The following is a 13808-nucleotide window of genomic DNA, read 5'->3' as shown; positions in this document are numbered from 1 at the left end:
GGAGCCTAGCAAGCGAAATGGAAAGTTGGAATCGGTAGGGACAGGCTTGCACACCTGATCGCTGAAAATTCAGCGACGGCGCGGACTATAGGCAGTCCGTAACGGCCATCACAATGGGGGCAAACGCGAGCAAGCCTGATCCCACAACAGTCAGGGAAAGGTCCGTAGAGCTGGCCGACCCCGCGTTGCCTCCTGATGAGCAACGAGGACAAGCCCGCCCAGGGCGGGCGGGCTTATGACGATCAACGCACCAAATGCAGGAACTGCATGTGGCGCTCGTACTGGTCGAGGATGTCGTTGATGATTTGCTCTTTGGTGTAGCCCGTCAGGTCGTAGTCCTGGCTGCCTTCACTCAAGTGCACTTCGGCGCGGTAGTAACGGCGGTTACGCAGCTCTTTGGGCCCCATGCCACCCCGGGCGAACGACGGGGTGAAGTAGCCGCGCATCTGCACCTGGTACACGAACGGGTGTTCGTCACCGTGGCCGATTTCAAGGCTGACGTTGTCGTTGGCCGGGTCGGGCTGGGTGACCACGTTGAGGCCTTTCTCAAGGAACACCGCGCTCACTTCTTCAATCGCCGGGCGCACGGTGGTGTCCATGAAACGGTACACCTCGTCACGGGACGGGAAGTGCACAGCCTGACTCAAGCGCTGACGCCAGCCGCCACGCCCGCGGCGCGAAGCCGAGACCGGTGCCAGTGAGTGCATTTGCGCGATTTTCTTCTGCGACTCCAGATAGAACGCCTTGTGCAGGCCCCACATCATCAGCAACAGAATCAACGAGAACGGCAAGGAGGTCAGCACCACCGCCGACTTCAGTGCATCGATGCTGCCGGAGAACAACAGCGCACTGGTGACCAGCGCCGTCATCGCCCCCCAGAACACGCGCAGCCATTTCGGACCGTCTTCGTCCGCGCTACCGCCACGGGCCGACAGGGTGGACAGCACCACGGTGCCGGAGTCGGCCGAGGTCACGAAGAACACAAAACTGATGAACACCGTCACGGCGATCACGGTTTTGCTCCACGGGTAGGTTTCCAGCAGCAAGTACAGGGTGCGCGACGGGTCGTCGATGGCCGACTGGCCTAGGGCAACCATGCCGTGGTTGAGCACTTGGTCGATGGCGCTGTTGCCGAAGATCGACATCCACGCCAGGGTGAAGCCCAACGGGATCAGCAGCACGCCAAACACGAACTCACGGATCGTCCGGCCACGGGAAATGCGCGCAATGAACAGGCCCACAAACGGCGACCATGCGATCCACCAGGCCCAATAGAACACGGTCCAGCCACCCAGCCAGTCGCTTGGCTTGTCGTAGGCGTACACGTCGAAACTCTTGGTCGGCAGCGAGCCGAGGTAGTCACCGATGTTTTGCACCAGGGTGTTGAGCAAATGCTGGGTCGGCCCGGCAAACAGCACAAACAGCAGCAGGGCGCAGGCCAGTAGCATGTTGATGTCGGACATCACCCGCACGCCTTTATCGACGCCAGCAATCGCCACCAAAATGGCAGCGCCCATCATCAGCGTGATCAGGCCCACCTGCACCCATTGGGTGTGTGGCATGCCAAACAGGTAGTCGAGGCCAGAATTGAGGTGCAGCACCCCAAAGCCCATGTCGGCGCCCAGACCGAACACCGTGGCAATGATGCCGAAGCCATCCACGGCGTAGCCGATAGGCCCGTTGATACGCTTGCCAATCAGCGGGTAAAGCGCCGAGCGCAGCGCCAGCGGCAGGTTGTGGCGGTACGCAAAGTACGCCAGCGCCATGCCGACAAACGCAAACACACCCCAGCCGTGCAGGCCCCAGTGCAAGAACAGCAACTGCATGCCCTGACGTGCAGCCTCGGCGTTACCGGCCGGGCCTTGCGGCGGGTTGAGCATGTGCGTCAGGGGTTCTGAAACGCAGAAGAAAAATAGCGTGATGCTGATCCCGGCGGCGAAGAGCATGCCCGCCCAGGACAGGTAACTGAACTCAGGTTCGTCGTGGTCGGCACCGAGCTTGATCTTGCCGTAGCCGGACAAGGCGGTGACGACCACGAAGATCAGATACAGGGTCATCGCTAGCATGTAGTACCAGCCGACCGTATTGGCCGCCCAGTTTTGTGCTGCCAGCAGCCATTCACCGGCCGCTGCGGGCATGGCAATCACCACCACGCCAAAGATCAGGATAAAGATCGCCGCGAAGTAGAAAACCGGCGGGTTCATGCGGATGGGAGACGTCTCGGACGTCAGCGGTACACTCATCGGATGTGCACCTTATAGAGGTAAAACGTGAGCAAAAAGAGCGGGTTCGGCAAAGGTAAGCCTCCTGTTGTGAGCGGGCAGCGGACCACCGTTTTAAGTTGAACGAGTATTCAAGTTAAACATGGATGGCCTTTTAGAACTAATCGCTGCCTACGGCTTCACGTCTAATACGTTAGCGCGTGGCAAGGTATGACACATGGCCATGATCAACGTTCAGCCGTTGTCCCAAGGGCCTATCAGCGCGATGCGGGCGTCTCAGGAAGGGACGCGTTTTCGCCGCTGAAAAAAAATGGAAAAAAATTTACCTCCGGGGCATATCGATCAAAAAACAGACAAATCCAGCGGCCGAATCGCCCCCATCCAGATCGCATGCTCGGTGTGATCCAGCAGGTCGTCGCCCGTTTCGGGGTGTAGAAACACCACCAGCCCGTTGCGATGCAGCGCCAGCCACGGCAAGACCACGCCGATCAACTCAGGGCCAAATGCCAACTGGCAGCTCCAATCGGGGTGCGGGCCGACCGGTTTTTCGTGGACGCGGCCCATTTGCAGCTTGAAAAGCCGCGTGGCTTCTTCAGCGAGGGCGCGCGCCTGGTCGAGGGTCGTGGCGTCGAAGTAGAGGTGGGCGTGATAGCCCTTGATGCGTTGCATGAGTACCTGTCGAAGACGATGCCAAGGCTTGAGGTGTGCTGCTTTACAGCGCCAGCAACCGGCGCAATTGCACCAGTGCGGGGGCCGTGTCCGGGCGCACGCCGCGCCACAGGTAGAAGGCTTCTGCGGCCTGTTCGGCCAGCATTCCCAAGCCGTCCATGACCTGCCCCGCGCGGTGTTCGGTGGCCCACGCACAAAACGGCGTTGGCTCTTTGCCATACATCATGTCGTAGCACAGGGTGTTGCCCGGCTCGATCAGGCTGCTGGCAATGGGCGGGACTTCACCGGCCAGGCTGGCCGATGTCGCGTTGATGATCAGATCGACCGGTTCACGCAGCCAGTCAAAACCACTGGCGGCCACGGGGCCAAGGTCGCTGAACAGTTCGGCCAGTTGTTCGGCTTTTTCGACCGTGCGGTTGGCGATGGTCACTGAGGCCGGGCCTTGCGCCAAAATCGGCTCCAGCGCGCCACGCACCGCGCCGCCCGCGCCCAGAATGAGGATGCGCTTGCCCTTGAGGCTGAACCCCGCATTGACCGTCAAATCACGCACCAGCCCGGCGCCGTCGGTGTTGTCACCCAGCACACGGCCATCGGCCAGTTTGCTCAGGGTGTTGACCGCGCCAGCCCGTTGCGCACGAGCGCTCAACTGATGGGCAAAGCGGTAGGCCTGCTCTTTGAAGGGCACGGTGACATTTGCCCCGCGTCCTTGTGTGAAAAACGCGGTGGCGCAACCCGTAAAATCATCCAGCGGCGCCAGCAGGGTGTCGTACTGCATGGCCTGCCCGGTTTGCTCGGCAAACAGACGGTGCAGCACCGGCGATTTGCTGTGGGCGATCGGGTTACCAAAAACGACGTAACGGTCCATCAGGCAAATTCCTCGGGCAATGTCAGGCGTTGGCCAGCCAGTCTCGGTCTTGCAGGAAGTAATCAGTCAGACGCGCTTCCGGGCTGCCAGGCTCGGCTTTCCAGTCGTAGCCCCAGCGCACCTGTGGCGGCAACGACATCAGGATCGACTCGGTACGGCCCCCGGACTGCAGGCCGAACAAGGTGCCACGATCGTAGACCAGATTGAACTCGACGTAGCGGCCACGGCGGAATTCTTGAAACTCGCGCTGCTGTGCTGTGTATTCATCCGCCTTGCGGCGCTGAACGATGGGCAGGTAAGCGTCGATATACGCATCGCCAATGGCACGAATGAAAGCGAAGCAGGTGTCGAAGTCCCACGCGTTCAGGTCATCAAAGAACAGGCCGCCGATGCCACGGGGCTCGTTGCGATGCTTGATGTGGAAATAGGTGTCGCACCAGGCCTTGTAACGCGGGTACACCTCGGCGCCAAACGGCGCGCATGCCTGCTCGGCAATACGGTGCCAGTGCACGCAGTCTTCTTCGACGGCGTAATAAGGCGTGAGGTCGAAACCGCCACCGAACCACCAGACCGGCTCTTCGCCTTCTTTTTCAGCGATGAAAAAGCGCACGTTGGCGTGGGAAGTCGGCACATGCGGGTTGTGCGGGTGGATCACCAGCGACACGCCCAGCGCTTCAAAACCACGGCCCGCCAGTTCAGGGCGATGCGCGCTGGCGGACGGCGGCAAACCGCTGCCGAAGACGTGGGAAAAGTTGACGCCGCCTTTTTCGATCACGTGGCCGTTTTCGATCACGCGGGTACGACCGCCACCGCCTGCCGGACGCTGCCAGGCGTCTTCAACGAAGCGCGCGCCGCCGTCTTCGGTTTCCAGAGCGGTGCAAATACGGTCTTGAAGGTCAAGCAGATAGGCTTTCACAGCCTCGGTGCGGGTAGTCATGACATCACCTTGAATAGGTCAAAGCTACGCGGCACTTCGTCAGAGCGGGGCCGGCGGCAAAGGGCCGCTAGCATACCACCGCGTCCCGCCTCCTCGCAGTTGACGAAGATCACGCTTAAGCGTTGGATGTAGCCTTCGTGAACCAGCGAGGACAGTGCAGATGGCTAAACGTATTCAGTTTCAGGCCCACGGCGGCCCAGAAGTGCTTGAGTTTGTTGACTACACCCCCGTCGAGCCGGGCCCGCAGCAGGTGCGGGTGCGCAATGAGGCCATCGGTCTTAATTTCATCGACACCTATTACCGCAGCGGTTTGTACCCGCTGCCCGAGCTGCCGTCCGGGCTGGGCAATGAAGGGGCGGGGGTGGTGGATGCCATCGGCAGCGACGTGCACAACCTCAAGGTCGGCGACCGCGTGGCCTACGGCACCGGCCCGCTGGGGGCTTACAGCGAGTTGCACGTGTTGCCCGCTGCGAATGTGGTGAAGCTGCCCGATGACATTTCGTATGAAGAGGCCGCCGCCGTGATGCTTAAGGGCCTCACGGTCCAGTACTTGTTGCGTCAGACCTATGAACTCAAAGGCGGCGAAACCATTCTGTTCCACGCGGCGGCCGGTGGTGTGGGTTCGATTGCCTGCCAATGGGCCAAGGCGCTGGGCGTGAAATTGATCGGCACGGTCAGTTCCCCGAAAAAAGCGGCATTGGCCAAAAAGCTGGGCGCGTGGGCAACCATCGACTACAGCCACGAAGATGTGGTCCAGCGGGTTCTGGAACTGACCGACGGCAAGAAATGCCCGGTGGTGTACGACGGCGTCGGTAAAGACACGTGGCTGACGTCTCTGGACTGCCTGTCGCCGCGGGGGCTGATGGTCAGCTTCGGCAACGCATCAGGCGCCGTGACGGGTGTGAATCTGGGGATTTTGTCGCAGAAGGGCTCGTTGTATGTCACACGGCCAACATTGGCGTCGTATGCCAATACCCCCGAGAACCTGCAAAAAATGGCAGACGAGCTGTTCGAGATGATCCGCAGCGACAACATTACGGTGGACATCAGCCAGCGCTTTGCCTTGAAAGACGCCGCCAAGGCACAGACCGAACTGTCAGCACGCCGCACGACCGGCTCGACCATTCTGGTGCCTTGATCTCAACCTTCCGGTAGCCGCTGGCGAAGGCCTCTCGGCCTGCGACAGCGGCCCCGCGTTGAATCAGGCCGGGCGAACCACTTTGCCCGTCGCCAGATCGCGAATCAGGCTCGGGTTTTTCCGCCCGCCCAGGTTGCCGCCCAACACATGGTCGATTTGCCCCCGGAAGTATTGCTCCACCTTCAGCCGCGTCCGCGCAGCCGGCAAACCCGCCGGGTTGGCAGACGTCGAGACGATCGGGCCCACCAATGAACACAGTTCGCGCACCAGCGGGTGATCGCTCACACGCAATGCCACGGTGTCGTGCACGCCGGTAATCCACTCGGGCAACAAGCCCTGGTGCGGCACCAGCCAGGTGTTCGGCCCCGGCCAGGTACTGGCCATGCGGTCGAGCCAGTCCTGGGGGAAGTCCTCAAACAGAAAGTCGAATTGGTGAATATTGTCGGCAATCAAAATCAGGCCTTTATCCACAGGCCGCGACTTGATGGCCAGCAGCCGTTCTACCGCGTCTTCATCCCATGGGTCGCAACCCAAACCCCAGACCGCTTCGGTGGGATAGGCAATCACCGCGCCCGCGCGAATGGCGGTTGCGGCTTGCTGTACGCGCCAGGTGCTGATCATTGAATGTCTCCAGATATGTGCTGTGCGCAAGTGTACTTAGCTGGCGCGAGCAAACCAACGTCCGCCCTCCAGGACCACGTGGCCTTCTAGCTCCAGCTCGGTCAGGGCGGCGAGCAGGGTGGGCAATGCCCATCCGCTGGCACGGGCCAGGCCTTCGCTGGTGTAGGGCGATGCCTGCAACAATTGCACGAGCGGATGACAACTTGGCGTGAACAATCCACCGGTGGACACCGGCATTGAGCGCCAGCCGCGCAGCCCTTCCAGAATGTGCTCAACGGTTTCCACCAGCGTAGCCCCGTCGCGGATCAATTGGTGACAGCCCCGCGCGCCAGGGTGGTGGATGGAACCGGGCAGGGCGTACACCTCTCGCCCCTGTTCGGCCGCCAGCCGCGCCGTTATCAGCGAGCCGCTGGCCACGCTGGCTTCCACGACCAGTACCCCCAGGGATAAACCGCTGATGATGCGGTTGCGACGGGGGAAGTTGCTGGCGTGTGGCCCGGCGTCCAGCGGGAGCTCTGAAACAACGGCGCTGCCGCTCGCAATCATGGCCTCAGCCAAGGCCCGGTGGCGCTGTGGATAAAGTTTTTGCAGACCGGTGCCGAGCACCCCGACGGTTTGCCCGCCGATGTCCAGCGCGGCCTGATGCGCGGCGCCATCAATCCCCAGCGCCAGCCCGCTGGTGATGACAAATCCGGCACCCGCCAAGGCGCGGGAAAACGCACTGGCGGTGTCCAGCCCCGGCCGCGAAGCGCGTCGGCTGCCGACCATGGCCAGCTGTGGTTTTTCCAGAATCGACGGCGCGCCCGCCACAAACAACAGGGGCGGCGCATCGCTGAGTTCAGCCAGCAAGGCCGGGTAATCGGGTTGGTCGTGGAGTAGCAGATGCTGGTTGCAGCCCTCAAGCCAGCGCAATGCAGCGCTTGCGCCGTCGCGCACCTCAACACTGCGCCGGGCTTCGGCGCACACCGCCGGCAAGCCCAGCGACCGCCACGCACTGGCAGGCGCACTGAGCGCCGAGCTGGCTGAGCCAAAGGCATTGAACAGGGTGTAATAACGACGCGGGCCAACTTCAGGCAAGCGGTGAAGGCGCAGACGCGCTTCCAGCTCTGCCGGGGAAATACGCGAACATTCAGACAGCGACATAGGATCATCCTTGATCTGTTTCACCAGCGTTACGAAGTCAACAACCTGTGGATAACTCTGTTAACAAGTTGTTTGGGAAAATCGCCCGCCGGGACGGCAGGGCGGCTCGCTACCCTTGAAATACAAGCGGCATTCCCCACCTTAGTAGAACGATTCAGCCAGACAGCGAAGAGGCAAAAGGCCACTTGGCCGAATCGCATGAGAAGTGGGCATTACCCCTCAGGCCCTGCACGCATCCGACTCACAATCAACGCAGGCGGGGCCTGAGTTTCAGCGCAAAATGGCAGCGGCAAAACGCGACAGTGGGTGTCATACCTGCTGACAAACGAGCGTTCGGCGGCAGGTTACAAAGTGCTACAAGCGCCAGACCGCAAGGCGCGCGTACCGTGCAGCCCGGCAGCTAGTCGTTTCATCCGCGGGGGAATCCCTTTATTATGTGCGCTCGCGTGAAACGCTTGAGCCCGAGCGGGTTCTCTCTGAAAGAGACGTTTTGCACAGGTTGCCCGAGTCCTCAGGACCCACCTGACAACCGTTATTAATCTTTCATACAGTGCAGCAATTACGCCTATGGCCATCTTGAACATCCTCGAATTCCCAGACTCGCGACTACGCACCATCGCCAAGCCCGTGGAGGTTGTGGACGACGAAGTGCGTCAGTTGATCGATGACATGTTTGAAACCATGTACGAAGCGCCGGGCATCGGTCTGGCAGCGACCCAGGTCAACGTCCACAAGCGCATCGTGGTCATGGACCTGAGCGAAGACCGCAGCGCGCCGATGGTCTTCATCAATCCGGTGTTCGAAACCCTGACCGACGAGATGGACCAGTACCAGGAAGGCTGCCTGTCGGTGCCGGGGTTCTACGAAAACGTGGACCGCCCGCAGCGCGTCAAGATCAACGCGCTGGACCGTGATGGCAAACCGTTCGAAATGATTGCCGAAGGCCTGCTGGCCGTGTGCATCCAGCACGAGTGCGATCACCTCAACGGCAAGCTGTTCGTCGATTACCTGTCTAATCTCAAGCGTGACCGGATCAAGAAGAAGCTGGAAAAACTGCACCGCCAGAACGCCTGACCGGCCCTGTGACCGCCGCCCCCGCACGAGGCGGCGATCCCGCGCGACGCGGCTTTGATCCGGGCAACACCGATAGGCCTCAAGCCCCCGCCACCGGGACTATCGGTAGTTCTCGGGATTATTCCCGCGCATTCCCCCATTCCAAGTGAGTAATCCATGACTGAGCCACTGCGCATCGTCTTTGCCGGCACCCCAGAATTCGCCGCTGAACACCTCAAGGCACTGCTCGACAGCCCTTACGAGATCGTCGCGGTTTACACCCAACCGGATCGTCCGGCCGGGCGCGGGCAAAAGCTGATGCCAAGCCCGGTCAAGCAACTCGCGCTGGAACACTCTATTGCTGTCATGCAGCCGCCCACTTTGCGTGCGCCTGAGGCCCAGGCCGAACTGGCCGCGCTCAAGCCGGATTTGATGGTGGTCGTGGCCTATGGCCTGATCCTGCCGCAAGCCGTGCTCGATATTCCGCGTCTGGGCTGTATCAACAGCCACGCTTCGCTGCTGCCACGCTGGCGCGGTGCGGCGCCGATCCAGCGGGCAATTGAAGCGGGCGACAGCGAAAGCGGCGTGACCGTGATGCGCATGGAGGCCGGTTTGGACACCGGCCCCATGCTGCTCAAGGCCTTTACCCCTATCACGCGTGAAGACACCGGCGGCAGCCTGCATGACCGTCTGGCCGAGCTGGGCCCGCCTGCGGTGATCGAAGCCATTGCCGGTCTGGCAGCCGGCACGTTGGTGGGCGAGGTGCAGGACGACAGCCTCGCGACCTACGCCCACAAGTTGAACAAAGACGAAGCACGCATCGACTGGAATCGTCCGGCGGTGGAGCTGGAGCGTCTGATCCGCGCCTTTAACCCGTGGCCGATCTGCCACAGCACCCTGAACGGCGAAGCCTTGAAAGTGCTGGCTGGCACGGTTGCGCAGGCACAGGGCACGCCCGGTCAGATCCTCGCCGCCAGCAAGGACGGGCTGATCGTGGGATGCGGCGAAGGCGCGTTGTGTCTGACCCGCCTGCAATTGCCCGGTGGCAAAGCGCTGAACTTCAGCGACCTGTTCAACAGCCGCCGGGAGCAATTCGCCATCGGCACCGTCCTGGGTGCCGCCCAATGAACCCGCGTCTGGCCGCCGCCAAGGCACTGACGGCTGTTCTGAACGGCAAAGCGTCGCTTAACAGCTCGTTGCCATTACAGCTGGATAAAGTCGAAGTCCGCGACCGCGGCCTGACCCAAGACCTCGCATTCGGCACGGCGCGCTGGCAGCCACGGCTGTCGGCGCTGGCCAACAAACTGTTGCAAAAGCCCTTTAAAGCGGCAGACGCTGACGTTGAAGCGTTGCTGCTGGTCGGCCTGTATCAACTGCTCTACACCCGCATTCCCGCCCACGCCGCCATCGGTGAAACCGTGGGGTGCGCCGACAAGCTGAAAAAGCCGTGGGCCAAAGGGTTGCTCAATGCCGTGTTGCGCAATGCCCAGCGCGAAAGCGAGGCGCTACTGGCCGAGCTGGAACACGACCCGGTGGTGCGCACCGCCCACCCGCGCTGGTTGCAAAAATCCCTGAAAGCGTTCTGGCCTGAGCAATGGGAAGCCATCTGCGCCGCCAACAACGCGCATCCGCCCATGATTCTGCGGGTCAATCGTCGTCATCACAGCCGCGACGCCTACCTGCAATTGCTGGCGGACGCGGGCGTCCAGGCGACGGCTTGTGCCTTCAGCCGGGACGGTATCGTGCTGGCCGAAGCCTGCGACGTGCGTCACCTGCCGGGCTTTGCCGAAGGCTGGATCAGCGTGCAGGACGAAGCCGCACAACTGGCGGCCGACCTGCTCGATCTGGCACCCGGCCAGCGTGTGCTGGATGCCTGCTGCGCGCCGGGTGGCAAAACCTGCCACATCCTTGAAGTTGAACCCAACCTGACCGGCGTGGTGGCCGTGGATCTCGAAGCCAAGCGTCTGGTGCGCGTGCGCGAGAACCTTGAGCGACTGGGCCTGAGTGCCGAATTGATTGCTGCCAACGGCCGCGACACGGCCACATGGTGGGACGGCAAGCCGTTCCAGCGCATTTTGCTGGATGCGCCTTGCTCAGCGACGGGCGTTATCCGACGCCACCCGGACATCAAGCTGACGCGTCAGCCAGACGACATCGCCGCCCTCGCGACCTTGCAAGGTGAGTTGCTGGACGCCATGTGGCCGACGCTCGACGTCGGTGGCATCCTGCTCTACGCCACGTGCTCAACGCTACCGACCGAGAACACCGAGGTGATTGAAGCATTCCTTGCCCGCACACCGGGTGCGCGAGAGCTGGACATCGCCGGGCAGTTCGGTCTCAAGCAACCGCACGGGCGCCAACTGCTGGCCCAGGAAGGCGGGCACGATGGCTTCTATTACGCCAAGTTGATCAAGATCGCAGCCGCTCGCGGCTAATCGAGAACAGGAAATGACGGCATGAAAATCATCATCCTCGGCGCAGGCCAGGTCGGTGGCACCCTGGCAGAGCATCTGGCCAGCGAAGCCAACGACATCACAGTGGTCGATACCGATGGCGAACGCCTGCGCGACCTCGGTGACCGCCTCGACATCCGCACCATTCAGGGCCGCGCTTCACTGCCCAATGTACTGCGTCAGGCGGGCGCCGACGATGCCGACATGCTGGTGGCAGTGACCAACAGCGACGAGACCAACATGGTCGCCTGCCAAGTGGCGTACTCGCTGTTCCACACACCCACCAAAATTGCCCGCGTGCGTGAATCGGCCTACCTGAGCCGGGGCGAAGAGCTGTTCGACAACGACGCGATTCCGGTCGATGTGCTGATCAGCCCCGAGCAAGTGGTGACCAATTACATCAAGCGCCTGATCGAACACCCCGGTGCCTTGCAGGTGATCGACTTCGCGGAAGGCAAGGCGCAATTGGTGGCGGTCAAGGCGTACTACGGCGGCCCGCTGATTGGTCAGCAATTGCGCCAACTGCGCGAGCACATGCCGAATGTGGATACACGGGTGGCGGCGATTTTCCGACGTGATCGGCCAATTACGCCCCGTGGCGACACGGTGATCGAAGCCGACGACGAAGTCTTTTTCATCGCCGCCCGCGCCAATATTCGCGCCGTGATGAGCGAAATGCGCCGCCTGGATGAAAGCTACAAACGCATCGTGATTGCTGGCGGCGGCCAGATCGGCGAGCGGCTGGCCGAAGCCATCGAAAGCCGTTATCAGGTCAAGATCATCGAGATGAGCGCTGCCCGTTGCCGCTACCTGTCGGACACGCTCGACAGCACCGTGGTGCTGCAAGGCAGCGCTTCGGACCGCGACCTGATGCTGGAAGAAAACATCGCGGATGCCGACCTGTTCCTGGCGCTGACCAACGACGACGAAGCCAACATCATGTCGTCGCTGCTGGCCAAGCGGCTGGGGGCGAAGAAGGTCATGACCATCATCAACAACCCGGCGTATGTGGACCTGATTCAGGGCGGCGAAATCGACATCGCCATCAGCCCTCAACTGGCCACCATCGGCACCTTGCTGGCCCACGTGCGGCGCGGCGATATCGTCAGCGTGCACTCACTGCGCCGTGGCGCGGCCGAAGCCATCGAGGCCATCGCTCACGGCGATTCGAAGTCAAGCAAGGTGATCGGGCGGCGCATCGGTGAAATCCACCTGCCACCCGGCACCACCATCGGCGCAATCATTCGCGATGAAGAAGTGCTGATTGCCCACGACGCCACGGTGATCAATGCCGGGGACCATGTGATTTTGTTCCTTGTGGATAAAAAGCATATTCGCGACGTCGAGAAGCTGTTCCACGTAGGACTGAGCTTTTTCTAAGGAGCCAGACGGATGTTGGATTCACTGGAAAAGATGTTGGCCAAGGGTGTGGATAACGCATTGCTGCGCTTTGGCCTGGGCAAGGGTTATCTCGACCTTGGGCATCACCTCAAGGCGGTGCAGCACCTGCAATGCTGTGTGACCTTTGATCCCAAGTACTCTGCGGCGTGGAAGTTGTTGGGCAAGGCGCACCTGGCGGCCGGGGATCGGGCCGCAGCGCGTTCGGCGTGGGAGCAAGGGCTTGCGGCTGCGCAGGCCCATGGCGACAAACAGGCCGAAAAAGAAATGACCGTGTTTTTGAAAAAACTCGACAAGTAGTCGCCGCCGCAGCCTGCGGCAGCCACTACAAGGTCGGTCGGCGGGCGCGTTAGTACCAGCGCGCCTCGCCCGGCGGACGCTTTTTGAAGCGTTTCATGCTCCACATGTACTGGCTCGGGTAAGCCCGCACGTACTTTTCCACCACTTGGCTCATCGCTTTGCACGACGTTTCGGTGTCAGTGCTGTACATGGCTTCGGGCGCCGCTTCCAGAATCACTTTGAAGCCCGAGCCGTCAGGCAGGCGCAGGGCGTGCAGGAACACCCCCACGGCTTTGCCGCCCGCCAGCATGTTGGGCACAAATTTGCTGGTCAGGGCCTGAGTACCGAGGAACGGCACGAAAATACCTGCCGATTCCGCGGGCTCGGGGTCGGCCGGGATACCGACCTGACCGCCTTTGCGCACTTCCTTGATGACACTCAAGATGCCTTCTTTGGTCGACGCGGCCACACGGTTGCCCAGTTGCACGCGCTGTTTGCGCAGCAGTTCGTCCACCGCCTTGAGCTTGGGCGGACGGTAGAAAATGATCGGCTTGCACTGGCTGCAATAGAAGTGATTGAGCACTTCCCAGTTACCCAAATGGCTGGTGATCCCGACCACGCCCTTGCCGGAGGCCAGCGCGTCCTTGAGCACCTGCAGCCCCTCGACTTCACGCACCAGGTCGATGGAGCGCTGGGCAGGCCAGATCCACGCGCAGGCACTTTCCGTCAGGCTTTTGCCGATGTCCTTAAGGCTTTGGCCCACCAGTTGCTCGCGGGCAACCGGGTCCATTTCCGGGAAACATTTCGCGAGGTTGATGCGCACCACTTCCCGCGAACGGTTCGGCAGTTTCCACATCAGCCAGCCGATGGCCGACCCCACACGTTGCACCGCGCCCCACGGGAGCATGGCAAACACGCGCAACGCCCCGACCAGCAAGGCACCTTTAAACTTTTCCACAGGGGGTTCCCATTCAATACAAAAACAGCGTTTGTCGTCGCTGACCAAGCACGAGGCGGCGACCACAGGGTT

Annotated in this window: 13 protein-coding genes; 6 read left to right on the top strand and 7 right to left on the bottom strand. The window is 61.5% G+C overall.

What is annotated here, in order from left to right; all coding sequences use genetic code 11:
• Positions 1–242 precede the first annotated feature (242 nt).
• The 4 genes from betT to hemF form a co-directional block, all read right to left on the bottom strand.
• Complete coding sequence (betT, locus tag IF654_RS00380; RefSeq protein WP_094987340.1) at positions 243–2204, bottom strand: choline transporter BetT; 1962 nt, start codon at positions 2202–2204, stop codon at positions 243–245.
• A 360-nt stretch (positions 2205–2564) separates the two neighbouring features.
• Entirely contained in the window at positions 2565–2891 is a 327-nt protein-coding gene (locus tag IF654_RS00375) for a DOPA 4,5-dioxygenase family protein (RefSeq protein ID WP_047278945.1), read from the bottom strand.
• A gap of 43 nt (positions 2892–2934) precedes the next feature.
• The gene (gene aroE / locus IF654_RS00370; protein WP_047278947.1) at positions 2935–3756 is read right to left on the bottom strand and encodes a shikimate dehydrogenase; all 822 of its coding nucleotides are present in this window, start codon (positions 3754–3756) and stop codon (positions 2935–2937) included.
• A gap of 22 nt (positions 3757–3778) precedes the next feature.
• Positions 3779–4693, bottom strand: coding sequence for an oxygen-dependent coproporphyrinogen oxidase (hemF, locus tag IF654_RS00365; RefSeq protein ID WP_047281588.1), 915 nt, complete (start codon positions 4691–4693; stop codon positions 3779–3781).
• Between the two features lie 160 nt (positions 4694–4853).
• Between hemF and IF654_RS00360 the strand changes: the two genes are divergently transcribed.
• Entirely contained in the window at positions 4854–5831 is a 978-nt protein-coding gene (locus IF654_RS00360; protein ID WP_047281589.1) for an NADPH:quinone reductase, read from the top strand.
• A gap of 63 nt (positions 5832–5894) precedes the next feature.
• Here IF654_RS00360 and tsaC read toward each other — a convergent pair whose 3' ends face one another.
• Positions 5895–6452, bottom strand: coding sequence for an L-threonylcarbamoyladenylate synthase type 1 TsaC (tsaC, locus tag IF654_RS00355; protein WP_047278952.1), 558 nt, complete (start codon positions 6450–6452; stop codon positions 5895–5897).
• Between the two features lie 36 nt (positions 6453–6488).
• The gene (dprA, locus tag IF654_RS00350; protein ID WP_047278954.1) at positions 6489–7595 is read right to left on the bottom strand and encodes a DNA-processing protein DprA; all 1107 of its coding nucleotides are present in this window, start codon (positions 7593–7595) and stop codon (positions 6489–6491) included.
• A 567-nt stretch (positions 7596–8162) separates the two neighbouring features.
• Between dprA and def the strand changes: the two genes are divergently transcribed.
• The 5 genes from def to IF654_RS00325 all read left to right on the top strand — a co-directional run bounded on the left by def (position 8163) and on the right by IF654_RS00325 (position 12799).
• Positions 8163–8669, top strand: coding sequence for a peptide deformylase (def, locus tag IF654_RS00345; RefSeq protein ID WP_047278956.1), 507 nt, complete (start codon positions 8163–8165; stop codon positions 8667–8669).
• Between the two features lie 156 nt (positions 8670–8825).
• Positions 8826–9776: a methionyl-tRNA formyltransferase gene (fmt, locus tag IF654_RS00340; protein WP_194862845.1), complete on the top strand. Its 951-nt coding sequence runs from the start codon at positions 8826–8828 to the stop codon at positions 9774–9776.
• Positions 9773–11083 carry a 16S rRNA (cytosine(967)-C(5))-methyltransferase RsmB gene (gene rsmB, locus IF654_RS00335; protein ID WP_194862846.1) on the top strand — a complete coding sequence of 437 codons (1311 nt, stop codon included), beginning with the start codon at positions 9773–9775 and terminating at the stop codon, positions 11081–11083. Before fmt ends, rsmB begins: the two co-directional genes overlap by 4 nt.
• A gap of 21 nt (positions 11084–11104) precedes the next feature.
• Entirely contained in the window at positions 11105–12481 is a 1377-nt protein-coding gene (trkA, locus tag IF654_RS00330) for a Trk system potassium transporter TrkA (protein WP_047278959.1), read from the top strand.
• A gap of 12 nt (positions 12482–12493) precedes the next feature.
• Complete coding sequence (locus tag IF654_RS00325) at positions 12494–12799, top strand: hypothetical protein (protein WP_194862847.1); 306 nt, start codon at positions 12494–12496, stop codon at positions 12797–12799.
• A 49-nt stretch (positions 12800–12848) separates the two neighbouring features.
• Here IF654_RS00325 and IF654_RS00320 read toward each other — a convergent pair whose 3' ends face one another.
• Entirely contained in the window at positions 12849–13736 is an 888-nt protein-coding gene (locus tag IF654_RS00320) for a lysophospholipid acyltransferase (protein ID WP_047279215.1), read from the bottom strand.
• Positions 13737–13808: the final 72 nt, after the last annotated feature.

The sequence above is a fragment of the Pseudomonas lundensis genome, assembly GCF_015377145.2.
In the GTDB taxonomy this organism is placed as follows: domain Bacteria; phylum Pseudomonadota; class Gammaproteobacteria; order Pseudomonadales; family Pseudomonadaceae; genus Aquipseudomonas; species Aquipseudomonas lundensis.
The sequence above is the reverse complement of the archived record's forward strand: the minus strand, read 5'-3'. Positions and strand labels throughout refer to the sequence as shown.